General features: G+C 45.1%; 18 protein-coding genes. All 18 read right to left on the reverse strand.

All coding sequences use genetic code 11. The annotated features are described in order from the left end of the window. Positions 1-1,004: 1,004 nt before the first annotated feature. Positions 1,005-2,165 (reverse strand): glycosyltransferase family 4 protein, encoded by a 1,161-nt coding sequence (locus OYT88_RS06540; RefSeq protein WP_274398765.1) that lies wholly within the window; start codon positions 2,163-2,165, stop codon positions 1,005-1,007. A 49-nt stretch (positions 2,166-2,214) separates the two neighbouring features. Continuing rightward, positions 2,215-3,297 (reverse strand): glycosyltransferase family 4 protein, encoded by a 1,083-nt coding sequence (locus OYT88_RS06545; RefSeq protein ID WP_274398766.1) that lies wholly within the window; start codon positions 3,295-3,297, stop codon positions 2,215-2,217. Positions 3,298-3,379: 82 nt separating this feature from the next. Further along, the gene (locus tag OYT88_RS06550) at positions 3,380-4,519 is read right to left on the reverse strand and encodes a glycosyltransferase family 4 protein (RefSeq protein WP_274398768.1); all 1,140 of its coding nucleotides are present in this window, start codon (positions 4,517-4,519) and stop codon (positions 3,380-3,382) included. Between the two features lie 23 nt (positions 4,520-4,542). Next, positions 4,543-5,448: a glycosyltransferase gene (locus tag OYT88_RS06555; protein WP_274398769.1), complete on the reverse strand. Its 906-nt coding sequence runs from the start codon at positions 5,446-5,448 to the stop codon at positions 4,543-4,545. A 51-nt stretch (positions 5,449-5,499) separates the two neighbouring features. Then, on the reverse strand, positions 5,500-6,903 hold the full coding sequence (locus OYT88_RS06560; RefSeq protein WP_274398770.1) for an oligosaccharide flippase family protein: 1,404 nt from the start codon (positions 6,901-6,903) through the stop codon (positions 5,500-5,502). 94 nt (positions 6,904-6,997) lie between these two features. Next, entirely contained in the window at positions 6,998-8,374 is a 1,377-nt protein-coding gene (locus tag OYT88_RS06565) for an O-antigen ligase family protein (protein ID WP_274398771.1), read from the reverse strand. Positions 8,375-8,883: 509 nt separating this feature from the next. Next, positions 8,884-9,579, reverse strand: coding sequence for a sugar transferase (locus OYT88_RS06570; protein ID WP_274398773.1), 696 nt, complete (start codon positions 9,577-9,579; stop codon positions 8,884-8,886). 155 nt (positions 9,580-9,734) lie between these two features. Next, on the reverse strand, positions 9,735-11,456 hold the full coding sequence (locus tag OYT88_RS06575) for a hypothetical protein (RefSeq protein WP_274398774.1): 1,722 nt from the start codon (positions 11,454-11,456) through the stop codon (positions 9,735-9,737). Between the two features lie 212 nt (positions 11,457-11,668). After that, positions 11,669-13,660, reverse strand: a complete 1,992-nt coding sequence (locus OYT88_RS06580) for a DUF7657 domain-containing protein (RefSeq protein ID WP_274398776.1) — start codon at positions 13,658-13,660, stop codon at positions 11,669-11,671. Positions 13,661-13,960: 300 nt separating this feature from the next. After that, positions 13,961-16,003 carry an Ig-like domain-containing protein gene (locus OYT88_RS06585; RefSeq protein ID WP_274398778.1) on the reverse strand — a complete coding sequence of 681 codons (2,043 nt, stop codon included), beginning with the start codon at positions 16,001-16,003 and terminating at the stop codon, positions 13,961-13,963. Between the two features lie 326 nt (positions 16,004-16,329). Beyond that, positions 16,330-18,876 (reverse strand): Ig-like domain-containing protein, encoded by a 2,547-nt coding sequence (locus tag OYT88_RS06590; protein ID WP_274398780.1) that lies wholly within the window; start codon positions 18,874-18,876, stop codon positions 16,330-16,332. A gap of 404 nt (positions 18,877-19,280) precedes the next feature. Continuing rightward, entirely contained in the window at positions 19,281-20,756 is a 1,476-nt protein-coding gene (locus tag OYT88_RS06595; protein ID WP_274398782.1) for a flippase, read from the reverse strand. Between the two features lie 70 nt (positions 20,757-20,826). Further along, complete coding sequence (locus tag OYT88_RS06600) at positions 20,827-21,741, reverse strand: glycosyltransferase (RefSeq protein WP_274398783.1); 915 nt, start codon at positions 21,739-21,741, stop codon at positions 20,827-20,829. A 49-nt stretch (positions 21,742-21,790) separates the two neighbouring features. Next, complete coding sequence (locus OYT88_RS06605; protein ID WP_274398784.1) at positions 21,791-22,819, reverse strand: glycosyltransferase; 1,029 nt, start codon at positions 22,817-22,819, stop codon at positions 21,791-21,793. 45 nt (positions 22,820-22,864) lie between these two features. Beyond that, the gene (locus OYT88_RS06610) at positions 22,865-23,746 is read right to left on the reverse strand and encodes a glycosyltransferase family 2 protein (RefSeq protein ID WP_274398785.1); all 882 of its coding nucleotides are present in this window, start codon (positions 23,744-23,746) and stop codon (positions 22,865-22,867) included. Between the two features lie 21 nt (positions 23,747-23,767). Beyond that, positions 23,768-24,619 carry a glycosyltransferase family protein gene (locus OYT88_RS06615; protein ID WP_274398786.1) on the reverse strand — a complete coding sequence of 284 codons (852 nt, stop codon included), beginning with the start codon at positions 24,617-24,619 and terminating at the stop codon, positions 23,768-23,770. Between the two features lie 60 nt (positions 24,620-24,679). Beyond that, positions 24,680-25,651, reverse strand: a complete 972-nt coding sequence (locus OYT88_RS06620; RefSeq protein WP_274398787.1) for a glycosyltransferase family 2 protein — start codon at positions 25,649-25,651, stop codon at positions 24,680-24,682. 88 nt (positions 25,652-25,739) lie between these two features. Continuing rightward, a complete protein-coding gene (locus OYT88_RS06625) occupies positions 25,740-26,897 on the reverse strand; it encodes an O-antigen ligase family protein (protein WP_274399186.1) in 1,158 nt (385 codons plus the stop codon). Between the last annotated feature and the right edge of the window lie 84 nt (positions 26,898-26,981).

Genomic DNA, 26,981 nt, shown 5'->3' on the forward strand with positions numbered 1-26,981 from the left:
TTGGATAAGTTTTGAGACGACTCTATTCTAGCTGAGATAATGGGCCATGGCTCATTTTATTGTCGCTCTGGAAAAGAAAGGAAGAAATGAGTCGGGACGAAGGACGAGCCCTTGGGGGTGGGGCGGCGCCCCACCCCCAAGAAAGGGCCGCCTCCCCCAAGAATCTACTCCTCCCTTTTTACACAATTATACGGACACAACTCGATTGGGTGCGACTACTCTGGTTCGGTGCGAATTTTCGATGTTTCGGTGCAAGTTTCCCCTGTTTCGGTGCGAGTTCAGCCCGTTTCGGTGCGACTGCCCTGATTCGGTGCGACTTCCCGGCGTTTCGGTGCGAGTTTCCCCTGTTTCGGTGCGAGTTCAACCCGTTTCGGTGCGACTGCTCTGATTCGGTGCGAATTTTCGATGTTTCGGTGCGAGTTCCCCACGTTTCGGTGCGAGTTTTCCCTGTTTCGGTGCGAGTTCAACCCGTTTCGGTGCGACTGCTCTGATTCGGTGCGAGTTCCCCACGTTTCGGTGCGAGTTTTCCCCGTTTCGGTGCGACTCTCCGGCGTTTTGGTGCAAGTTCCCTCTGTTTCGGTGCGACTCCCCAGCAATTCGGCTGTTCCTCGATTCGGCGCAGCCGCTCTAGTCCACGCAACTGGTTCAGCTTGTTAAATTCAATCAATCAGACGGTTGCGCTATATTCGTCTATCGCATAGTCGTTCATTTCTTTATAGAGCCGGAGCCGTGAAGGATTTTTTCATCAAATCCGTGCGTCTATCCTGGAATGGCTGTATGAGCCAGCAACCTTGGTTTGAATAATCGCTTATTTTAGCGAAGGATTGTGGATCCGTGCCCTTCTGGGTAAGCATCTTCATCTGTGCTGATATTACATGAAATTTTATACTTTCTAAGCAGAAAGACGAAAGAGCCGGGACGCTGTTTCCGCCCCGGCCCTTGCTAGTTAATGTACCATACCGTGCCGGAATAACGAACCCCGGCGGCCGGTGCAGAAACATCCGTTACCGCATTCGGTTTAGCTCAAGTTTCAGCTTTTTTGTCGGCCATTTTTCTTCAATCTTTTTCTCGACATACGTCCTGAATTCTTCTCTGAATCTTTGTTCCGAGAACGGAAGCGCATTTTCTCTGCAAGACTGAGGATTAAAAAGGGCCTGCTTCGCTTCAAATTCTTTCACCGCGCCGATTAGTGAGTCCGTTGTCTGTTCGCTGTAGAAAATGCCTGTTGGTTTTCCGGAATCGATGCCTCTGACTGTTTCCAGCACTCCGCCTTTGCCGAAAGCAATGACCGGCGTGCCGCAGGCCTGGGCTTCAACGGGGGTGATGCCGAAATCCTCTTCCGCGGCGAATACGAAGGCTTTGGCGTTCTGCATATAATGCGTCAGCGTTTCCGCATCCTGATAACCTAGCAGAACCACGTTTTCTCCGGCCATTCTCTTAATCTTGCCGTATTCCGGTCCGTCGCCGATCACATAGAGTTTCTTGTCCGGCATTTGCGAAAAAGCCTCTACAATAAGGCTCATTTTCTTATAAGGGACCATTCTTGAAGCCGTCAGGTAAAAATCCTTTTTTTTCGTTTTCAGTTGAAAATTATCTATATCCACCGGCGGATAAATCACGTCGGAATGGCGGCGATAGACCTTCCAGATCCGTTTTCCGATAAACTGTGAGTTGGCAATGAAGTCGTCCACCCCATTGGCGGTGCGGCAGTCCCACATGCGGATTCTGTGCAGAATATAGCGGGCGATCCAGCTTTTAATTCCCTTGGTCAGTCCCGCTTCCCGCAAATACTGATGCTGCAGATCCCAGGCATAGCGGACCGGTGAATGGACATAAGAAATATGGAGCTGATCCGGACCGGTGATGATTCCTTTTGCTACCGCATATGAACTGGAAATAATGACATCATATTGGGACATATCGAGCTGCTCGATCGCCAGGGGCATGAGCGGCAGATAGCTCCTGTATTTTTTTTTCGCGAAGGGCAGCTTCTGAATAAAGGTGGTGGTCACATGCTTGCCCTGGATAAAGTCCCGCTGATCTTCGGGCAGGAATTCAATCAGGCTGTACAGATCGGCTTCCGGATAAACCTTCAGCATCTGCTCCAGAACCTTTTCTGCTCCGCTATATACAACCAGCCAATCGGTTACAATTGCGATTTTCAATTCATGTTCCTCTTTTCATCAATCAAAATAACCGGTATCGGAACCATAATTATAAGTCAAGATAACGGATCTGTTCCGCCAATTCCTGTGAACATTTTACCCAGGAGAAAGCGTCCGCTCGCTTCAGGCCTTCTGTTTTACAGTATTCCCTTATTTTACTGTCTTCAAAAAGAATTGTCACCTTGTCGGCAATATCGGATGGGGCATAGGGATCGCAATAAACGGCCGCCCTTCCGCAGATCTCCGGGAGTGAAGCTTTATCGGATACGATCACCGGGCATTGGAGCGCCATCGCTTCCACAGGAGGCAGTCCGAATCCCTCATAGATTGAAGGATAAAGGAAACAAAAGGCGTGCTCGTACAAAGCCCTTAATTCTTCATCAGAAACGTATCCTAAATATTTTACATCATTATTCCTTAAAAAATCCTTAACATTAAAAATTCTCGGGTTTGTCCCTCCGGCAATCACTATATCATATTTTCGGCCTTTTAAATATTCCATCGCTTTGATGATATTTTCAAAATTTTTTCTCGGATCGATACTGCTTACGGCCAGCACATAAGGCCTGGATAACAGCTTGTTTTTGGCGAGAATGCGGTTGTCCGGCTTGCAGCGAAGGATATGTTCATGCCCTTCATAAATAACTTTTAATTTTTCCGGGCGGACATGCGTGTATTTGATCAATTCATCGCGCGAAAAACGGGAAACCGTGATGATCCGCCGGGCGAATCCGAGTTCCAGTCTGAAAATAATTTTATACCAGGTCCGGAACAGCCGCGAAAAATGGTTGCCCTTCAGATAAACGGAGGCATCATGCACCGTGATCAGCTGGTTGCTTTTAAAAGCCGGGCCGAGATTGCATAAATTAATCAGCGCATGCTGCCTGACAAATAACGGCAGCTCAATCTGTTCCCACAGGTGCCCCTTCAAAAAACCAATCGGTCTGACCGCAATGTTTCTTAAATGAATCTTATCTATCTCCGCCCTCGGAGTTAATATAATGAATTCATAGTCGGATTTCAGCTTTTTTTCTTCCAGAAGCCCGTCCAGTCCTTTGACAACCTCCCTGGCATATCGCTGAACGCCCGTTACAGCCTGTGTTAAGAACCGTCCGTTGATAAAAATCTTCACAAAAAAATTGCTCCCTTCAGAAAGAAAAACGGATGCCCAAGCCGCACGCCTTATTTTCCCGGCCGTGAATAAGGCCGGCATTTCAGATCTTTTTTTCTTCGATCAGCCTGCGGTAAGTTGAGCTATAGATAGTACTTCGACAGGTCCAGGTCAGTTTCTGCCCTATTCCGGCGCAATAATTCCTTTTTTCTTCTAATGTTCCTTCCTGAGTAAATATACGCTCGATCAATGCGGACCACTCATGCGGATCCCGCCGGTCGAGCAGCCAGCCGCTCTTATCCTGTTCAATAATTTCGCGGATGCCCCCTGTCGAGAAGCCGAGAACGGGGAGGCCGTGATAGACGCTTTCCGCCGCCGACATGCCGAATATCTCATACTTCGAACAGGCCAGATAGAGATCCGACAGCCGCATCGCCAGTCCGATGTATTTATTGGCAATTCTGCCTGTCAGAATCACTCGTTTCTGCAGCGCCTTGTCCATGATCTTTTTCACATAAGAAACCGGCTCGCCGACGAGCAACAGTATATAACGATCCGGCAATTGTTTTAATATTTTCAGCAAAAACGGAACATTTTCCTGTTTGTCAAGGCGGCCGATATGGCAAAGCACTTTAAAGCCGGCGTTTCGCGCATCCCGGAGCTTCTTTCTCCACTCTAAATGCTCCTGAGGATCATTGACATAGACCGACTCGTCGATACCCACAGGGGCATAAATAGTCTTATGGAACCCCAGTTTTTCCGCATAGGCGGCCGAGGCCTCCGTTTTACAGAGGACGGCATCCACAAATGGTTTTGCAGTCCATGCAAAAATATGGGTGATGATGTTTGTGAATCGGGTTTTAGATCTGTATTCGCCCAGCGACAGCACGAGCGGCACCTTGCTTGTGACTCTGGCAGTGACCGCCTGAAATGTGGCCGTATTCGTGATATCCTGCAGCTGAATGACATCCGGCGCGAATCGTCTGATTTCGCCGAGCGCTCCTTTCGGCCAGCCCATCCGCCGGCCGATCCGCTTCAGCTCCACCCATTCAACGTGATCGTTTATTTTCTCCCGGTACAAGCGGGGCCCGGACGAAAGAATCAGCACATCCCAGCCCCTGCCGGCGAGCGCTTTGCCGAGGCCGATTTCCTGTATGTTATACAAAGCGGGCGTCACATACTGCGACCCGCCTTTAAGGATCACTAATCTTCTGTTGTTTATCTGTTTCTCATTTGATGGCATGCCGCAAACCCCGATTTAAGATTTTAATAATTCCGATAAAATTCTCTTTCGCCGTCGCTGATCCGGTTGACGCTCCGGTTCACCGATGCGCGCGAACCGGCCAGAAGCCGGGCGGCCCGGGCAATGCTGCCTAGATGACGCCTCGCGTTGATCCGGCTGCTGTTATTGTTGCTCAGTTTCGATGAGCCATCTCCTTTATGCAGCAGCCGGGCAGCCGGCTGATAGTAAAATTTCAAACCGTTTTTCTTAAAGATAATGCCCAGTATATTCTCTTCATAATAGAGAAAGGTGCCCGGATACAGTCCCCTGAAGGACGCCAGATAAAGCGGCGTCAATAAAAGCGCCGAACCATGCAGCAAAAACGGCTTGTGCTCGCTGCTGAGCAGCGGCCGATCCGCCGGCTTGTCTGCCCGTTTGACAATCGCCTCTTCCGCCTTCTTAATAAACGAATAGACACCGAGGATAATCGCAAAATTTATCATTAAATCTTTCACGATTCTTTTGCCGTTCATGTTGATCGGAATCGGGTTGCTGCTCGTCCCGCCGCTGTTGATAATCTTCGGCCCGATCGCACCGACCGGCTGATCATCCGGCACGGATGCGAGCAGCTGCTGAATGAAGTCTTCCTGATCAAACAGTGTATCACTGTTGACAATCAGAACATAGTCGCACTGCTTATATTTCGTGCAGAAAGTGATACCGATATTGTTGCCCTTGGCGAACCCGAGATTTTCACCCGTACAGAGCAGTGTGATCCGCGGATCATCTCCGAACCGCTGTTTCAGAACGGCCCCGGATCCGTTCGGAGACCCGTTGTCGACAACAACGAGGGCAATGGACGGGTAGCTGAGATTCAGCGCACTTTCCACGCATTCAATTGTATCTTTATAATTTAAATAATTCAGGATTACGATGCCTATCTTCTTCATCGTCAGACTCCCATCCGGATCCGTTTCTTCGCATAGGGATAAAAAAGATGCTTAACCTTCCCTTTTCTCATGGCTCCTCCGCTGCAGTCTCCGCCCTGCCGCGCCTGCGAAGGCGCGCAGCAGAAGAATCAGATCTTTTCTGTAAAAGACGAAAATGAGAAGAGCGAGCGTCAGGTAATACAGAACAATATTCAGGAAAATCGCGACAAATTGCGAACAGAGAAAAAACAGGAGAACGTTTACGATCAGAAAGACCGTATCTTTCATTTTAATTGAAATCTTTTGAAAGGTTCTCGCTGCGATGATAAACCAGGCATAATAAGAAAGTGTCGTGACAACAGAGATCGTCCGGTAATCATGAAAGAGAAAGACGGTCGCAATCATCAGGCATACGGATAATATCAAGATGGCGGATACCGTCGCCAGATACTTCTTCTGTTTCCTCTCGATCTTGTAAAGGTTGACATAAAGTACATTGACAACGACCATTGCGGGAAAACCGATAAACAAAATCGAAATAATATCGAGAGAAGGAATATATTTTTTTATAAAATAATAGACGATGATTTCAAAAACAAAATAGACGCCGCTGAACAGCGTGCCCGCGATCAGAACCGCATTTTTTATCGTATTCAGTCTGGTGCGGTCGGCCATTCTCGACAAATAGGGATAGAGCGTCGACGTCAGGGATGTGATCAGTATATTCACGGCGGAGAGCATCGATATGGCGAATGAATAATAAGCGAACGCCGACGTTGTGAAAAAATGCTTTACAAGCAGCCTGTCCACCGAATAATAAAACACAGTCGAAAAGTTGCCGATCATAATAAATATGCCTGCACGGAACAGTTTCCTAAAATCGGCGGCATTCCAGATCGGTCTGGTTTTTTTCAGCGGCAGCAGTATTTCCAAGGCAAAGAAGATGAAATAGTTAATGAGCACCAGCCCGTATACATAAGGTGCCGACGTCTCGGCATGTATAATGAACAGCAGGAACAGCTGGACGAATAATGTCGCGAGCGAAGTCGCATACATGATTCGTGTATAGATACTGAATTCACCCATCGATTGAAAAACATTTCTATAGAAAGTCGTCATATTGACAGGGACGACGGAAAGCGCCAGCGCAATGATCACCAGGCTCTTCATATAAAGGCCGGCTGCCAGAATCAGCAGCGTCACCGCCAGCTGAAAGATAAGCAGAAAGTTTTTTTCTCCGGCCAGAGAATCCCTGTCGATCCTGTTGAAGCGCTCCCCTCCATATTTGATAAACACCCCGTCGATAAACCCTAAATGAAGGATCCCGAGGTAACTGACATATAGGGTGAACGTTTTAATATCCGCGTAGGCATTAATCGGCAGAAAGGCCGGGACAAGGAATCCTGTGACGATACCGACCAGTATGTTGACAACATTCGCGCTGAATACTTTACTGAGATCCCTGATAATATGCATAACTTCTCCTGTAAAACAACTTTTCCGCTGGACGCAAATCATTCCGGACTTCTGATATTATACTCAAACGCCGCTGCCCGTGCAAGACGCGGAGTCAGGCCCTGCGGAAGTGAAACAGCAGGGACAGTTTAGGATAGATCTTAGCACTCGACGGCAATGAAAAATGGCTGAGATAAAGAATCCACGCAGCCAGATAGCCCAGCAGGACAAGAACATTTGACCAGTAAAAGCCGTCATAGAAAGCAAGATTAATGAAAAGCCCCAGAAAAGCAGTCAGAAAGATCTCGAGGTCAACGGATGTCTCCCCCGCTGCGGCGATCGTTTTCAGGCAAAATAGAAACAGCCTGATGATTATGTAAAGGAAGAAACAGATACCGACCAGTCCGAACTCATAGAACAAGGTCAGGTATTGATTGTCAACGACATAGAGACCCGGCGCATAGAGAGAAATGCTGTTCGTTTTCAGAGTAAAGGCCAGGCTTCCGACCCCGTTGCCGAACAGCAGCTGAAAGAAACTCGCTTTGTGAAACATCGAATTCATGACAAAATGAAAGCCGTTCAGCCTCTGATAGAGCGATATGCCGCCCGCACCTGTGCCGAGCTGCAGGAACCGTGAAGCAATGGTCCCGATAACGTTGAATCCCTTCAGATAAGCGGCAAACAGAAGCGCAGCGATCGCCGCAAGAACGGCGGCTATTTTCACTAAATAGGCTCTGCTCAGATAGACGGGCAGCCTGTGTCTGGCAGTGATGTTGATCAAAAAATAAAACAGCGCGGCGACCGCCAGTGCCAGATAGCTGCCCCTTGAGAAAGTCAGGAACAGCGCCGCAAGATTGATCAGCGCAAAGAGCAGCGGCCAGATCTTTTTATCCCTGGCATACAGACCGAAGTTGAGGATCACATTGACCAGCAAAAAGCTGCCCATCACAATCGGGTGCTGCATCGTTCCCGATACCCGATAAAAGAAGTCTGCATGTCGGACACTGTAGTATTGATGGTACGCCCCTGAAAAAAAGCGGCCGAACAGTGGATTATACTTAAAAAAATATTCAGCGATGCAATAAACAGCAACTAAGTTCAGCATAGAAACAATAAAACGATGGAGCCTAAAATTTCGGTTAATCGAATGCTGCCGGAAATAAATGAGATTAACGAGAACTGAAATGATAACAAAGACATAAAAAACGAATGCTTTAATCATTCTCATCCAGAGCGGCAAATCGATGCCATTTGAGAAAACACTGATCAACAGCTGAATGATCAGGTCGGCCACGAGCAGCGCAAAAAGTGTGACCATACTGTAATCGATTGTTTTATAAAAAACGACGGCTCCTGCCAGAATGACCAATTGCGTAAACACCAGGATAATTAATTTGTTGCTTAATACCAAAGGAGAAAAAAATATGAAAAAGGCGTAGAAAAGGCATAGATAAATCAGGTATATTCTTGGAAAATGAATAGTGTTCAGCATGGAATACCTTCCCACAAAAATTATTATGATTGTCCTTCTTGCTTACCCAGGGCGGCAAATCGGGGATCCGAGGTTTCCATCATACATCGGTCCCGTTCCGGCTGACTGTCCCGCTGCTGCTAAATTAAAGCGATCCGTTTTCGGCTAAAAATTCCTTTTATCATTCTGATCATTCACAGTTATTGATTCTTTGGCCATTGTTGATTTTTCGCGTTTTATTGTAGATAGTCGGCAATTGACTCCTGATTCTATAATTGTAACTGCAGATATTGGGCAATTTACGATACTAATCAGCCAGTTCAGTTACCGACGGCTCCGCACCGTTTATATGTAATACGCGGCAGGTCAAAGGAAATATCGGGCGCTTCCAGAATTTAATGCCCTTTCGCGCATGATATCACTCTTTAAGCAAGTATATACTGCCGATCGCGTAAATTCCGCTGCCCGGCAAAAAAGTCCGCGCCGCCGATACTCTTTAAGATGATTAAGAGACGGACACTCCGGGGCTTCTAATAGGCGCCATCGGAGCCGAACATGACAAAGACGGTTTTGATCATAATTTTTGCATCGAGAAGCAGACTTCGATTCGCGATATAAGACAGATCCAGTTCCACCATCTGATCAAAACTCAGGTCACTTCGGCCGCTGACCTGCCAGAGACCGGTACATCCCGGGGTGACAAGCAGCCTCTGTCTGTCATAATCGCTATAATCCGCCACTTCCCCCGGAAGCGGCGGCCTTGGACCGACAAGGGTCATTTCCCCTTTCAGAACATTGACGAGCTGAGGCAGTTCATCAAGGCTGGATTTCCTGATAAAATGGCCGATCCGGGTGATTCGCGGATCGTCTTTGATCTTGAACATGGCACCGGTCACGTTATTCTGATCACGAAGATTATCCAGCAATGCCTCCGCATTGGGAATCATCGAACGGAATTTATAGATATAAAACGGTTTTCCGTTCTTCCCGAGACGGACCTGTTTAAAAATAACCGGATGGCCGGGATCTTCCTTTTTGATGAATAGAGCGATCACTAAAAAGACCGGAGACAATAGAACAAGGCCGGCAAGTGCTCCGAAAATATCCAGCAGCCTCTTCATGAACAGATAGCTTCTGCTTCCATTTACCGATAGGGGGCTGAAATGTTTGCAGCCGGCAGCTGTATGGGGATGGGGTGCATTCCGCTCTGTTCTTGATAAAGCCATTTTCCACTCCTCCATCAATCTTCGGGCAATCTTTTATAAAAAATTTTGGGTTCGCTCCTTCCCCCCCCTCTCCGAGAAAATCGGAAATTCGCTTTTCTAAAATAAATCGACCGATTATCCATATATTAGAGGGTGGATCATCAAGGAGCGGATGATCAATCAAATTCTCCGTAAGTACTATTATATTCATTTTTTATATCTTTATGTTTTATATTGCCGAATCTGAAATGATTCTGTCCGATTTCCCACAGACTTCTGCCGGCAATAAACAGGCTCGAAAAATTAAACATCACGATTAGCCAATAACCGGGGGCAAGGTACATTGGATACAGCATAAAATTAGTGCCGACATCAGAATAAGAGAGCAAAAGCATTCTTACCAAATAACTCATCCATAAACCTGTTAATATGATCCATTCAGAAAAAAAGATATATTTTTTCGTACGGATGCTGATTAAGAAACGCACAAAAATATAGAGATAGGCGGCAACGGCCAGCACAGTGGCTGCCGGATTCAAAAATTTATAGACGGAAGCCAGTTTATTGAAAAAATCCACCTTTTGCTGGGGCGGAATCGGCTCCGCAGGATTATATGCCAGGTTGTTTGTTACACGCTCCAATGTACGTATCTGATTAACTGGACCTGTTGAAGGAACATTTGCAGCCCCTAATTTTTGATGCAAATGATCTTCCATAAAAACAGTCATATGCACCGTTTCTCCCAGCGCCTTAAATAAAGGACTGATATAACGATTGTCCCAGGGCGACTCGAAGATCGTCATATAACCGCCGCGTGTCTGCAGCTTTCCTTCGTTGATCGCTTTCTGAATTTCTTCCGCCGACTGTCTGTAAAATTTTTGCGTTGAAGAGGCGCTTTTCATGCCCGCGTTCTGTACGCTGTCCAGAAGTATCCAGACAAATATATCGCATGTCGGATTCCCCTTTTCAATTCTCATCGTATGATTATTTTCTAATTGGCCTTTGATTTTCGTAAAGGTCGGCGATACCGCATAGGCTTTTTCACGCGTCGATTTAGGAATCGGTACACGGGGATTCCACACATCCGGTTTAATAATGGAAAGTTCTTTTATAAGCAGCGGAAGACTGCCGCTCGTGAATTCATTGGTACCGAAATAGCCATATTCATGATCATTGATGATCGAAACAAGCAAGATGGATAGAATGAGAACGCCAGGTACAAGGGCAAGCGCGAGTAGACGCTTAATTTTCTGAGCCACTTTTTTATTGAAACAAATGCCTAAAGCTGTGATTAACAGGGCAGCAATGACAAATGGCAGCACCCATGGAGAATCTTCTCTTGCAAGCCAGACGGCAGCCAGGAAAAATCCGGAGCACGCGCTTAACCACACCGTTTTCAGCAGAGAGCCGTACCGATTTAAAAACAGGGAAATGATACAGGAAAAAAGGAATATAACCAGATAGCTGTATATGGAATCACGGTAAACGCGATTAAATGTCCAGTAATACGTCGCCATTGGATTGAACATTAATATCGTGTACAGAACGGCAAGCCAAAACCGATTGGGTATCAGTTTGCGCATAACCATGACAAACGTGACACAGGCGGCAAACTCTAAAAACACATTCAATAAGAGAAACGGAATGCCGAACTTATTCATAACAGTCAGGTAAACCGGAAAAGTTATTCCCTTTGCCAGGGTATATTTATCAAACGGCCCCAGCCAGTCATGAGCAATTAAACTTGAGGCATCGCGTACCATCAGATCGTCATCCGGTCCGCCCGTAAAGCCTGCAAAAACTCTAAAATCAGATACCATAAAGATCCTGAAAATAAGTACCAGCAGAAGATAACTTACAAAGAGCGCCTTAGGCGTACAATATCTCCTTAATCGCAATTTTAAGCCCGCCTTTTACAGAAAGTTAAAATAATTTACTGATTTTCTTTATCTATAAAACAATTTTATTTTTTGCCGCTCATGTTTCTTCAGTTCATCTCACAGATCTGCTCTTTTTTTATTGCATTCTTAAAATAGCTGACTTGATTCATATTAAGATCCCCCCCCTCAATCCCTCTGGGAACAGCCGTAATTTCTCGAGAAACAGCAGACTACCAATACTCGACCTGATAAATGAAATAGCCGTTGGCCGGTTTTGAGGTTAGATTACGAAAACGCGTACCAGAATTAGCGTAAGCTTCCAGCCTATTCTTAGCAAGAATATAGCCGACCTTGAGTTTTCTTAAATCATTGACATTCAGATTAACGAGTATGCTGTCACCTGCAATTGTAGACATATCAGTTGTCCGGTTTGTCAGCACATAAGTTACATGCGCATATCGATTGTAAGCACTCATATATTTGCCATCCGGGTCGAGCAGCTTCCATTTCTTCATATCCGGATAATAATCGGTTCCGTCCAGATCCTTAATTCCAAGGGCATAGAGATAGGAACCCATGGATGAACCGTTCAATGCGATCCAACGGGCATTCGGATTTTGTTTTTTAATGCTCTGCACCGTTGATGTCAGATTGTTATGGAACATATTTCCAAGACCGATGTTGACAGGATTGACGAACAAACCGGAAATCATGATGACGATGATCATAACGGAAGAAAACAGAAATTTCTTTCCGCGCAGCAATAAATAATTCAGGACGATGAAAATAAGAATAAAAGCCAAATAATAGCGCAGTCTCACATAGCCCTTAATAGGTGTAAGATCAACTGTTATAAAATAGCAGAGTCCAATCAGCAGGCTTAAAACAGAACTGTACATTCGACTAACAGACTTGCTCCGGATAAATTCTGATAACGCCCATATACTTAGATAAACAGATGCAATTCCATAAGCTATTTCGATACGATAAGTCACATAAGAAAGCAATGTCGCTTTCGCCAAAAATACAGGTATTTTCATATAAAGATAGGCAATCGACAAAAGAGAAAATACCGCCAGGGCAATACCGTATTTTAGATTGCCGACTTTCCTTTTAATCAACAGCGGGAGTGCCAGCAACACAGCCGGAAGAAAATTGTAAAAGCCGCTGATTTCGCAGTTGTTAGAAATAGTATTAGGAATGTCCTTAAATGGTAAAAAGACGTTCGTCAAAAAATTGTTAACCGCGAAAGGGGCTCCCTCCCCGCCTCTGCTCACTCGGTGACCGGGATAGGTGGTATTCAAAATAGCAGAAATCGCATCCTTTGATATCAAATAGACATGCATCAGTAGGAAAACAATCAGCAGTACCGCAACCCCCGAAATGACATAATCAATGGTCTTAAATTTAATCGTTTTCCTAAAATCCCAAAATATAAGCGTACACAACAGCAGTCCGAGATAAAACAGAGGGACTTGAATGGCAGGATAAACCGTCAGGGCAAAACCAACACAGGAAAGAGCAAATAAGAAAGCGAAGATGATCTTTAGCAATATTTTGTTAAAATAGCGAAAGAAATAGTAAAAAAGCACGACGACAGCTTCCATATAAAAGATGACATCGCCGACATGCTGCATAAACCACCACTGTACGGCAGGAGAATAAGTAATCCAAAATGCACCCAGGATGGAAACAAACAGATTCTTACGCGTAATCATCATGCAAAGTTCAAACGAGAGCAGGATAAGCAGCAAAGTTTTCATGCACCAGTACCATGAAAGTCCATAAGACGACCCGAATAGCAAAAAGCCCCAATTCAACGGCTTTGCAAGCGTAGAGATATCCCATACCGGAGCGCCGTAACTGACAATCATGTTTTGGCCGGACAATGAAATATCGGGATTAACAACCGAATACGGAGTTTTGCTGTTTGCCTGAGCAATAAAGTAAGGTGTCTGAACCATCCATTCGTCGCTGCGAATCGGCCTTACCTTGCCGAACAGTACAGGCTTCCCAATACTTCCCTGAATAGAACTTTCCCCATATACCGATATCGAACTGCCGTTTACTTTAAAAAGTACAAGTATAACAAAAAGCACTAAGGCGATCAGATACCGATATTTTACAATTGTTTCAACCGTCCTCCGGATCGTGATACAGAGCGATCGAGAGATAGAATGATCGAGCATTGCCGTTATGTATCTTTGAATATGTTCAGTCATTTTCTTGACCCAATTCAATTTTTCTTCTTAGCTTCATAAGATTGATTTGCTGCCTCATCTTTTTGCCTCTTTTTTTGTCTTTTTTTAATACATCAGCTCATCACGATCATATGTTCGTTATATAAAGCCCGCCTGAAAATAGCATTTAAATTATCTCACAATAAGAGTGGTAGTAAAGAACCAGAACCTAATAATTTTTCACCTAATAACATATTTTCCGGTAACAGTTATTGGGCATAGTTAACGAGCATTGGAGCATAAACAACCCCCATCCCGAATATTCTCGAAATGGGGGTCGTCTTAAAAATTGTAGTTAAAGGAGAAATCCATATCGACAGGCCCGCTTATACCGCTCACACTGCCATTATCCGTATACTGCCACAGGTCGGTATCGAAGCCCGGGCCGCTGCTTGCCGAGTGCCAGGCTGCCGTCCAAACGAGCAAATCCGGATTTGATTTTTCCAGCACTGAAAGACTGATGTTGTTTTCGTAAAAACTTAAATAGGAATAGATTCCAAGCTTAGTGATGCCGTCTTGCTTCATCTGATCAAGAAAGGCATTGACACTGTTCGTTATTGCGGTACTCGAGGCACCGTTTGTGATCTCGACGTCAACGAATGCATAGCCGTTAAACCCGACGCTTTTCAATAAAGCTGCGAACAGATTGGCTTCTTTTCGTGCATCCGACGCATTATTAGTGGACTGGAAAAAATGATAGGCATTTGTTTCCAGCCCTGCGGCCCTGGCGGCTGTCACATTGTTTTTGAATGTCCAGTCCGTAAATGACGATCCTTCAGATGCCTTTTGCACAATAAAATTGATGCCCGAATTTTTTACGGATTGAAAATTAATGGCACCGTTATTATTGGAAATATCGACACCTTTTTTCAATGCGCCGCTTGGCAGCTGGCTGGCATAGACCGTCCGGCTGACAGCCGCCTGTTCCCCGTTAACTCCGGTCTCCCGTACCAGCAGCGTATGGCGGCCGGCGCTTAACGCTGTCTTAAGGTCATATTGATAGCCTGAGTTATGATTGCCATAGGCCGGATATTTCTTGTAAACATCCGGCCGCGCCAGGCCGTATTGCGCTCTTCCGACTATCTTGCCGTCGACAAAAACTTCAACCTTGCTGACACCGCTGCCATTCATAAACCAGCCCTTAACCGGTACAGTTCCCTGAACGGTGCTGTTTTGTTGCGGGCTGTCAATCGTGCCCAGGGCCGGGGCATTGCGTACAGTCACTGTCCGGGTGACCGCGGACTGCGCTCCGCCATTTTCTGTTGCTCTTATCTGCAGCGTATGGCGGCCGGTAGACAGCTTTCGCGTATCCAGCGTATACTGATAACCCGCATTGCGATTCTTATAGTCCGGATAGGCTTTCGCCACATCGGGCCTTGAAATTCCGTAAACGGCTTTTCCTGCAATCTTGCCGTCAACATAAACCTCTACCTTGCTGACCCCTTTTCCACTCAGGTACCAGCCCCTGATGTTGACAGTGCCTTGAACCGCCGCATTATTAGCGGGCGAATCGATGATGCCGCAAACCGGTGTACTGCTGCTGTTGCTTACATTCACCGCCCGGGTGACTGTCGATTGTTTGCCGCTGCCCTCTGTTGTCCTGACCGACAGCGTATGACGGCCGTTTGTTAATTTTTTTGTGTCCAGTGCGTACTGATAGCCCGGATTCCGATTATTATAGTTGGGATAGGCTCCTGCCACATCGGGCCTTGGAAGCCCATATACGGCTCTTCCCGCGGCCTTGCCGTCCACCAGGACATCTACTTGACGGACACCGTTTATGCTGAGATACCAGCCTCTGATATTAATGATACCCTGTACGGCGGCATTTTGGCGCGGGGCATCCATAACCCCATAGGCCGGAGCGACACGAACGTCGATTGTCCGGGTAACGATCGACTGATTTCCCTTCGTTCCCGTTTCTCTGATCAGCAGTGTATGACGGCCTGTTGACAGCTTTCGCGTATCCAGCGTGTACTGATAGCCCGAATTGCGATTATGATACTTGGGATATACCCGTGCCACGTCGGTCCTCGGAAGTCCATACCTGGCTCTCCCGACAATCCTGCCGTCGACAAACGCTTCAACTTTACCGACGCCGTTTGCATCCAGATACCAGCCTCTGACATTAATGACACCTTGAAGAGTGCTGTTCTGCCGGGGGCTGTCAATGATCCCTCGAACAGGGAGGTTAACAGCCGCGGCTGAGGCACTATAACTGAAAAGCGCCATAAAGCAACTGACGAAAAAAATAAGAGCTGCTAGCCTAATGGTTCCCTTAATATTTTTCATCTCCCCCAATAACTTTTCTGGCGGACAGAACACTTTTCCCCCCTCCTGTTCATCAGCCGGTCTGAAGAACGAACGAAACAGGGAAAACGATGATTCAAAAGATTCCGTAAAAAACCGCCTATTATTCGTCCGATACTTCAGATTTCTTCATTAAATCTGTCCTCATCATTATTCTCGGCTGCTTGTTCCTTGAAGTTAATCAGTCGGGTACTCATATTGGGGCCTGACGCGCATAAAATAAAAGAAAGAGCCTCCCAGTGGATCATTTGGGAGGCTCAATCATCATAATTTATTATTGACAGCACCGTTTTCGGATAGCGGTTGAGAAAAAAAGGATTATTCAGCTGCCTGGTTCAGGATTATTTTCCTACTGTCAGATACTGTCCATAGATCCATCCGGTGCGGCCGTTGACGCTGACCCTGTACCAGCGATAAGCGTAGTTGTCCGATCCGCCCGGATCATATCTTACGTCCGTATTGTACCCTAATACATTGACTTGGGTGCCTTGCGCTATTGAAGTTATATAGGTACTGTCGGCCACGTACGGCAAAGACCTCATGTTTACGAATGAAGTATTCACCACTGTTCCGACCGTTCCGCTTGAATAATTGATGACTATATCCGACGGAACCGGCTTTCCCGCAGGAATATCCGTACCGTACACAGTCGTGTCCGCGGCCGATGATGAAATTTCCGCGGTTTTTTGATAATAGGAAGCATCGTACGATTTAATTTCCGCCATGATTGATGCAATGCCGTTTTTCCAGTTCGGATCGGTCGCATAATACTGGTTCATACCGATCAGAGTCGGTCCGTAAGCGGCACTGTAGTAGCTGCCGCCGGCATTCAAATAATTGCTTCTGATCTGCGAAGCGGCATAATTGATGCTGTCCGCATCTGTCGGAAAATAATAGCCGCACGTAAACGGGGCAATATCGAAAGCTCCGTAACCGTAAAGATTATGTTTATACTTGTATAGATCCGATGTCCCCCAGCCGGTTTCCCAAATCGCCTGAGCCAACAAGTATTGTGCATTTACTCCATAGCGGTCCTGGGCATCAATAAAAGACTGGGCATCCGCTGCAAGAGGGCTGTTCGGACTGCTGGCATTAAGGAAATTCAGAATATCCTGTTTTGTTATGTCGGCCGGTTTCTTCAGGTCCACTTGTTCATAAGGGTAGTTTTTAATGTTGACATTCCTTGTTAATTCGACAGCAGCCCCGCTGCCGCCCGTTTCTTTAACGGAAAGTGTATGATTTCCATCAGAAAACTGTGTCGTATCCAGACTGAATTGATAACCGGAATGACTGTTTTTATATTGCGGATAGACCTTGTAGACATCCGGACGCGACTGGCCGTACGCCGCATTGCCGACCGCTTTCCCATCGACAAGCACTTCAATCTTCGACACGCCGCTTACGTCCAGAAACCAGCCCTGTACCGAGTACGACGAACCTTGTATTACGCCGTTCTGAGCAGGATTGTCCATTCGGCCCTGAGCCGGAAGATTCTTCACGGTCACGGTACGGTTGATTGTCGTCTGTCTGCCATTCACGCTTGTTTCCCGGACCGACAGCTGATGGCTCCCATTTGTGAGCTGCGTCGTGTTCAGATTGTACTGATAACCCGACTGACTGTTCTTATATTGCGGATAAGCCTTGTAGACATCCGGGCGGGAAAGACCGTACGCCGCGTTGCCGATCACTTTCCCATCGACAAGCACTTCGATTTTGGACACGCCGGCTCCATCCAGAAACCAGCCGCGTACCGCAGCCGTTCCCTGCAGCGTACTGCCCGCTGCCGGACTGTCGATCCGCCCCTGAATCAGGAGATTCTTCACAGTCACCGTGCGGCTGATCGTCGTCTGAACACCGTTCTTGCCTGTCTCCCGGACTGATAGCTGATGCGTTCCGTTCGCCAGCTGCGTTGTATTCAGACTGTACTGATAACCGGAATGACTGTTTTGATACTGCGGGTAAGCCTTATAGACATCGGGACGGGAAAGACCGTACGTCGCATTGCCGATTACTTTTCCGTCGACCAGAACCTCGATCCTGGACACACCGCCCCCATTCAAAAACCAGCCGCGTACCGCAGCCGTTCCCTGCAGCGTGCTGCCGGCACCGGGACTGTCCATCCGGCCCTGGACCGAAAAATTATGTACATTCACCGTGCGGCTGATCGTGGTTTGAACGCCGTTCCCGCCTGTCTCCCGGACTGATAGCTGATGCGTTCCGTTCGCCAGCTGCGTTGTATTCAGACTGTACTGATAACCGGAATGACTGTTTTGATACTGCGGGTAAGCCCTGTAGACATCCGGACGGGAAAGGCCGTACGTCGCATTGCCGATTACCTTTCCGTCGACCAGAACCTCGATCCTGGACACTCCGCTCCCATTCAGAAACCAGCCGCGTACCGAGGCCGTTCCCTGCAGCGTGCTGCCGGCGCCGGGGCTGTCCATCCGGCCCTGGACCGAAAGATTCTTCACAACCACCGTGCGGCTGATCGTGGTCTGAACACCATTCTTGCCCGTCTCCCGGATCGACAGCCGATGGGTCCCGCTCGCAAGCTGCGCCGTATTCAGGCTGTACTGGTAGCCCGACTGGTTGTTCTTATACTGTGAATAGGCTTTGTAAACATCCGGACGGGAAAGACCGTACGTCGCGTTGCCGATCACTTTCCCATCTACCAGAACTTCAACTTTAGATACGCCTGTTCCGTCCAGAAACCAGCCGCGCACTGTAACCGTTCCCTGCAGCGTGCTGCCGGCAGCCGGATTATCAATAACACCGCGCGGACCCAGGGTACCGCTTGAAGCGTATGCACTCTGGCCGAACAGCACCGCCATGCAACTGACAATGATAACTAAAGCTAAATCTCTTAATCTTTTAATAATAGGACTCACCTCCCCCCCCAATTTATATTAATCTCCTCTTCCGATTTCAGCAATGCGTTCAATAAGAAAGTAAAAAAAATTTACTTTCCGGTGAAATTTCTGAAATTATAGTATTATTTTTCAATAGCTGCAATAAAACCAGCGCCGACAATTTTTATCAGCACTGGTTTGGTTGCCTATATTAAAGATAGGACAGATACACCGCCATTTTACAGCGGATCTCCTATTCTGTGAAAAAGGATGTATCTAAACAATGTCCGTTTGTCATTCAGCCTTCATTAAGATATCCCGCCGGCATTTTCTCAATTTCTCATAGATACAAGCTTAAAACCATTCTGAATGCCACTGTCTGTCAGCCTGCGGACAGGCGATGCTCCCTTATCCTGCATCATCGGCAGCCGATTTAGAAAATATCATTCCGTGCCGCGTTTTTTTCGTTTTGACTGGAACATGGAAATCAAATACCATAAAGAATCATTTTTCAATAAGAGAAGGGCGCCGCAGTACACGGCTGCTCCTGATATGACCTGAACGGCCGTCACGATAATAGGTTTGGCAGAGAATAAAAAGTATTGTTCCGCTAAGACAAGCGCCAGCATGATCAGCGCCGATAATACTGCAGTCGCCATATCCATCAGATTATCTTTAATCGACAGGATCGATTTACAATGTATTAACTGCACGACAGTAACGGTCAGCTCGGAAGCAACATAGCTCACTGCCGCCCCAACCAGCTGATATTTTTGAATTAAAAAGTAATTAAGTACGATATTGACGATCGCACCGTAAACGACCGACAGGGTGTAAGCTCTGTTTCTCCCGCTTGGGACAAGATATTGCAGAATGGCTACGCTTGCCAAAGATATTGGAATGACGGAAAAGGCCAGTATAGGTAAAATCACGGCAATGCTCTCGTAGCCGGGGCCAAAAAACCAGGTGACGAAATTTTTGCTCGTTCCGATAATCCCCGCACAAAACCCGATCGAAATGACCAGGGATATCTTCAGAGAGATATTGAACTGTGCCTTCATTTTTTCATGATTTCCGATTGAATAATAATAGGAGGCCCTTGGAAACATAACCGTTCCTAGAGAGGTCAGGATGGTCAGAGCAATTGTCACGATTTTCAGAGCATTGTCGAAGAAACCGACATTTGTCGGGTTTGTATAAAAACCGAGCATGACTTTATTCAGCACGGTATAAATCATCGTGAAAGATGACGGTATAAATAACTGTAAAGACGGAATCACATGCTGTTTAAAATTCAGCCATTTAAAAAGAGAACGGCCGAAGTTGGAAAAGACCTTATATTTTCTCAAGTAAGGAAATAACATGATATTCCCGAAAAATACCGATCCTTGAGTTAAAAAGATGTATGTATAAAGATCGTCAGGCGTTTTTACAAAAATAAACATAAGAATCACGCTGGCAATTCTGACGATAAAATTTCTTGTCACAATTTTTTTAAACTCTTCCAGGCCCTGAAAAAACCACGATATATCAAATACCGCCGCAAAGATGCCGATCCCCTGTACTAAATACAGAAGCCATTCACCGGGAGACATCGCAATAACCCAGCAAACATAGATAATTAAAGCCAGGAGCATCGATGCCGTTCTTAACAAATAGATCTCCCAAAAACGGCGGATAATCGCCGTGTTGTCGTTCCTTGACGTTGCAATAACCTTATTGCCCTGGAACTGAAAGCCAAGGCCCCCTAAAAGAATGACATACGATACAATTGCTGCGGAATATGAATTCAGTCCGACACCCGCAGGCTTTAATACTCTTGAGATATACGGAACGGTAATAATCGGCAAAAGTATGATCAGGATTTGATAGGACAGATTGAATAAATAATTTTTAAATAAACTGCTTTTTATTTCCATTGGGTTCTCCCATTAATATCCGGCTCAGATTGTCATCTGCTCTTCAGTGATGCCGCTTTTTTATGATACATTATCCGGCTTTTATGATTTTCTTGACCATCTTTCTGAGAAAGCGTCCGATAAAATATCTGTAAAAAAGCACTAAATGTTGATAAAAATGTAAAAGATAATAGATGATCAAATCGAAGCGGCTAATACGGTAGTATTTTTTCAGCATATAAATATTTGATTTTGAAATTTTTTTAAAGAGAGTCCGCGTCTCGGTATAACTCGGGTTTTCAGGTTTATGATAATGAGAGACGAAATCCGTTAATGAGACAGCCTCCCTGAAACCCAGTTTTTTTAATTTGAAAGCTAAAATATTTTCCTCGTTGTAAAGAAAGGTGCCTTCATCGAACAATGTATTTTGGAACAGACCGTTGTCCAGGTAATCCAGCTTGGTCATAAAAAAACACCCTGCCACCACATCGACAAAAGACATCGGCCATTTCCCCGCTGCCAGTGAAAAAGCGGCTTTCTTATTTCCACGCACAAATCCGGAGAATATGTAGAATTTGGACGGCAGGCTCCATCCAGAATATTCGTAGGAAAGCACGCCGTTCTGACTGATAACACTCCCGACCAGCTTAACCCTGTCATCAGATTGAAGAATGGCCATTAGATGACTGTATGTATGAGCTGAAATCAGCCGGACATCCGGATTCTGTATCACAACATAGTCAAGATCCGGAAACCGACTTTTTGCATAGTTGACACCGAAATTATTGCCATAAGCATAGCCCTTGTTCGCGTCGGTTGAAATCACATGAACGTTTCTATACTTCCGGGATAAATTCAGCAGAATTTTATACGAATCATTCGGCGATTTGTTATCAACGACAATAATAGGGCTTGTAACCCCGAAAGAGATCGCATTTTCTACACATGCCGCTGTTTCCTGATGATGTTTATAGTTTAAAATAATTGTCGCGATGTGCTCGGTCATCAAAATTTCCTCCTGCCAAAGCCGGATCTGACTCGTGTTCGTTCAGGGGCTACAATGAAAGATAAAGATTCTTAATATTTTCCCCCGCTTTTTTCCAGCTGAGTTTGCTCAGAAAGGCACGGTATGCTGCATCGGGAATATCTTTATTTTTTCGGTCGCTCATGCAACCTTTCAGAGCGTTCCATAAACCGTTCGTATCGCTGCCGTCATACATTATTGCGATCGAATCATTAAAATATTCTTTCATAAACGGTGTGCTCGGGCATATTATTTTTTTCCTGAGAGAAGCCGCCAAGATTGCACTGCCCGAAGTGGTAATATTTTTAAAAGGCAGCACAACAAAATCACTGCTGAGAATCAGGTCCGCTAATTCTTCATCAGGAATAAATCTTAAATCAAGGATCACTCCATTTTTGCCTTTAAATTGCATGATTGATTTCTCCAGACCGTCGTACACCTTGCCTGCAATGATTAAATTTGAATTTCTGTCGTCCAAATTCGTAAAATCTGTTAAGAGTGGGATAACACCCTTGTATTCCTTGACTGCTCCGACAAATAAAAAAACCAGTCTGTTTTCATCAATGTTGTATTTTTTCCGATAGGAAAGATGATGGGCCGGATAGGCTCCATAATAATGGCCGTGCAGGATAATCTCTATTTTCTCCGGAGCGATACCGAATTCTTTGACGACTTCCTGTTTAATCGAGTCCGCCGCAACAATCAGTTTATCGCATAGCCGCATCATCTGCGCCCGGATTTTTTTCTCCAGCCCCGGCCATTTATAATCATGCGGATAGAGGTTATGTACGGTCCATACAAGCTTTATGCCGCGCAGTTTCAAAATGTATAAAAAAGAGAAGAATATTTTCGATTTAACAAGCATGCTCCATCGATTATTCTTCTGATAATAAGAATCGATCCAATGAAAATGGACAACATCTCCCCTTTTCATTTTCGCGATTTTTTTAAAAGAAAATTCCCTTACTTCTACACCTTCGTTTTCCAGCGACCGGGAGAGTAAATCATTATATTTATTTGTCGGATTGAATTTTGGATGCATCCAGACCCTTATACCCACTTTATTTTCCTCCTGAAGAATTCAAAAAACTTTTCGTCCGATCGATTACTTTTTCCGGCGCTGCGCTAAAAGCTGCATATATTTCAGCGATAATTTTGCTATTAATATGAGATTATAATTGCATTTTTTTAAACTTCCAAAAAGAGCGGATTTAAACTCTTCTGTGCCGTAGAAAAACATCGCCCGGTAAAAATAGAAATCCCGTTTGACCCGAGGGTTTCTGTTCCTGTCCTCTTCGAATTCCCGCTCGATCAAATGATAGCTCTCATACGCCGCAGTTATATTATTAGACAAGTGGCCCGAACCGAATTGATAGGTGTCGGTCAGAATTTCATCTAAAAAAAACAAGTTGTATTTCCGGGAGATCTTTGTAGCCAGCTCCCAGTCCTGAAAGCGCCGCAGCTCTTCATTAAAGCCGCCCATTTCCTGAATCACTTTTTTTTCTATGATAAAATTGGGCGTATTCACGACATTAGCCACCATTAACTGATGATAGAGCGGTTTCTCTACTCTTTTAGGTCTGACCAAGGATCTGTTTTCGTTCACGTAGTGCAGTTCGAATTTTGAAAAAACGCCTCTGTATTCCCGGCGGTTCTGCAAGATTTCCAATTCCTTTTTTATTTTATCCTGTCTCCAGATGTCATCCGAATCGTTGAAGGCAACGTACTTTCCTGCCGCCAGCCGAATGCCCAGGTTTCTTGCTTTATTTGCGCCGCCGTTTTCTTGTTTATAGTATTTGATGCGCGGGTCTTCGGCGGACAAGGTTCTGATGACTTCCCCAGTGGCATCCGTCGACCCGTCATCAATGACCAGAACTTCTATATTTCTTACAGATTGGTTTGCTACACTCAGCACGGATTTTGAAATGGTTTTCTCCCGATTATACGTTGGAATGATCACTGAAACCATTACTTTATTATGATCCACTTGAAACACATCCTACACATTTCATGGCCTGCCGCCAAAAATTCTGTTCAGGGTCATTTTAAAAATTCTTTGGTTTTTGACCTTTAATTTCTGCTTTACTGCCCGCTTCATGAGCCGTACTTTATAAAATCCATAATTCATCTTACTTGTATAAGTCCGATAAAATAATTGTTCGGCATCCAATATGCTTTTGTATCTTTCCTCTGAAACATAGATATCTGTATTATTGATTGACAGTTCATGCACGATTCGGTCATGTGTCAGATAGACCCGTTTCTTTTTCTGATAAATTGTATGGAATAACCAATGATCAAGACAATCCAGTTGAAAGGCGTTATTAAATCCGCCGATTTCATGAAGGAAACGGACATTGATTAATGAACAGGAGTTAATCGTCCGCACTTCTCCGGAAATCAGGTGATTGTCTGGTTTAAAAAACGAATAGCGCCCCAGAATTTTACTCACTTTAACCGGAACGATAAAATCTCCCCGCTCATTAAAAATATCCGGAACGATTGCCGCTATATTTTCATCCAAAGCGTTGTTTTCAGTGAGTCTGCCGATACTTTCAAAAAACAGGTCGGTGATCCGGGTATCCTGATCCATTAGCAACAGCCATCGATCCTCTTTGCCGCATCGGCCCAGGGTATAATTATAGGCGGCAGCCAGTCCGGAATTCCGCACATCGGATTTATACGCCACGGATTTAAATCCGCTCAGGCACTCTTTGTAGTCAATGCCTGCCGGCTCGGGACTGTTGTCGTATATATCGATATTGATCTTCTTTTTGAACCGGCCGTCAATATGCTGAAGGGATTTCAGAGTCAGTGAAGAGTGCATATCACGATTATATAAAACAATGACCGCTCTCATAAGAAAGCACCGGCTCCTTTCACACATTTAACTGTTCGTAGAGTTTATAAAAAGCTTTGATTACTTTCTTCTTCTTTTGAGCAGCATTAAAAGAATAAATCCAAGATTTTTAACGGCACCGGTTTTGCGAAGATGGTATTTGTTTAAAAATCTAAGCCGTTTGACTGGCGGTTGATTTAAAATAGTCGAATAACCAATGATCAGCTGTTCGGCTTCTTCGTTTTCAAAGCGGCATTCATCCAGATACTTTCTGATCTCCTGTGCTTGATTCACAGCGTTGTTCAGTGTAAAATTTTTATCTTTTACATATTTTTCTGTCAGCATTGAAATTAAGTTTTTCTTATTCAATCCAATCGTGTTTTTACTGTGCTGTCTGTATAAAACCAGCGTTTCTTGAATGAACGCTACCCTTCCGAAGGCAGAAACGATCAGCGCACTCCACCAATCATGCATCACAAGTTTCTTCTTATTGGCCGCACGGCTGATCCGGACGATCAGATCGGCTGCCTGTTTATTTAATGCCAGTGTGCAGCCTGTGACATTATTTTCAACCAAGTAATTATTTATTTTATTATTCCGCGGATTTGTGCCGCTTGCTAACCACATCGAAGGATAGATCGTCTTTAAATGTTCATCAACAATCTCAAGATCGCTGTGAACGAGCACGGATTCCTGATTATTTTCAGCGGCAACCTCATTTATTTTTTTTATGGACGTTTCCAGCTTGAAGGGTTTCCACACGTCATCCTGATCACAGAAAAATAAATAATCATAATTCAGTTCCACCGCCGCTTCCAGCAAGGCCAAAAAGCTTCCGGCAGCTCCATATTTCAAATGATCCTCCATAAAAATCACTTTATGAGCCGTTTTATCCTGATATTTCTTTAGAATGGCCAGTGTATCGTCCTCAGACCCATCATCCCGAACAATCAGATCCCATTTTTGATCCGTCTGATTTTCAAGCGAGTCCAGTTGCTGTTTCAGATATTTTTCGCCATTATAAGTTGACAATAGTATTGCGCTTTGCGCCATCTAACTTCATTCCTTGCTGCAGCTTGTCATGTCAGCTTTATCCAGATGATCGAACACGATTTTACAGATAAAAAGAGACGGGCAGCAATCAGGAATACTCCCCGATCTTTCCGGCCCCTTGATAACAAAATGAGACGATAATTATTGAAGCAATAATTGATGCAGACGTGCTTGACATTAAGCCGGGATTGTAAAGTGGCTTGATTAACCAGATGGCAAGGTTAAATAAGATCATTACCTGCACCATTCTATCGGAAACTTTTCTTATTGAGATTAATTTTACAAACACGAGCACAGTTCCGATAATGATTAAAATAAATCCTACAATTCCGAGCTGCATCAGTAATGCATAATACTCCTTTTCATACGAATATTTATTTGTCTGTGATCGGATCAGCTGTTTATCATAAGCACCGATCCCCATTCCAAAGATTGGGTTCTTTTTAATATCCCTCAGCAAATACGCACTCTGTTCCGTCCTTGTGTTGTCGGATATTTTTGTACCGGCACTGTTAAATCTGTTGTTGAATGCCGAAGCGACAGATGAATGGCCGCCGGTTGAAGAACCGACGCCGCCGGAATTAAACGTTTGAAAAATTGCCAGCATGATCAGTACGGACGAGGCAATCAGCAGGATTTTTTTCTTTGAGCGGCTCTTGAAAAACGCGACCGCGAGAACGATAAACATCAGTCCGGCATATTGTGCAAAAAATACACGGGAATAAACAATTAACACGAAATAAGTGCCGGCTAAAGCCGCAAATAATTTACTGTAAAATCCAACCCTTTTATCAATCAGATAAAAACTCAGCAGGGCCAGTACCAGAGAATCATTCGCCGAATTAATTCTGAATAAGTTTAGTCCCGGTACGGATAATGTTATATTATTGGCTCCCAGAAGGCTGCCATAAAGAAATCTAAAGCTCTGAAGGCTTAGTAAATGACCGACCACAAACAGCTCTACAATTATCTTGCCCAATATCATGACGAACATGACAATATAGAGTGTCCGCCTGGCCATCTCCTGATTGACTAAGCGATTGGCTACTAAGAAATAGACGATCATTACGGTGCTGATCAGGAAGAGAATGGTCGTGAACTGCTGAACGGCCTCCCCGCGGAATCCGTTCATAAACCCGATCACGAACCAGATTCCCGTACAAAAGAGTACGAACAGGACCAGCCAATATATTTTCTCAAATTTAATCTGATGCTTGAACCATAAATAGACGATTGATGCGGCCATCAATAAAAAAAGTATAGTCCTTACCGGCAGCCCGAACAGATCTTTTGAAGGCAGACACATTGTAAAAACAAAAACATAAAATAG

Origin of the sequence: Sporolactobacillus sp. CQH2019, from assembly GCF_028765345.1 — a bacterium.
Lineage (GTDB): Bacteria > Bacillota > Bacilli > Bacillales > Sporolactobacillaceae > Sporolactobacillus.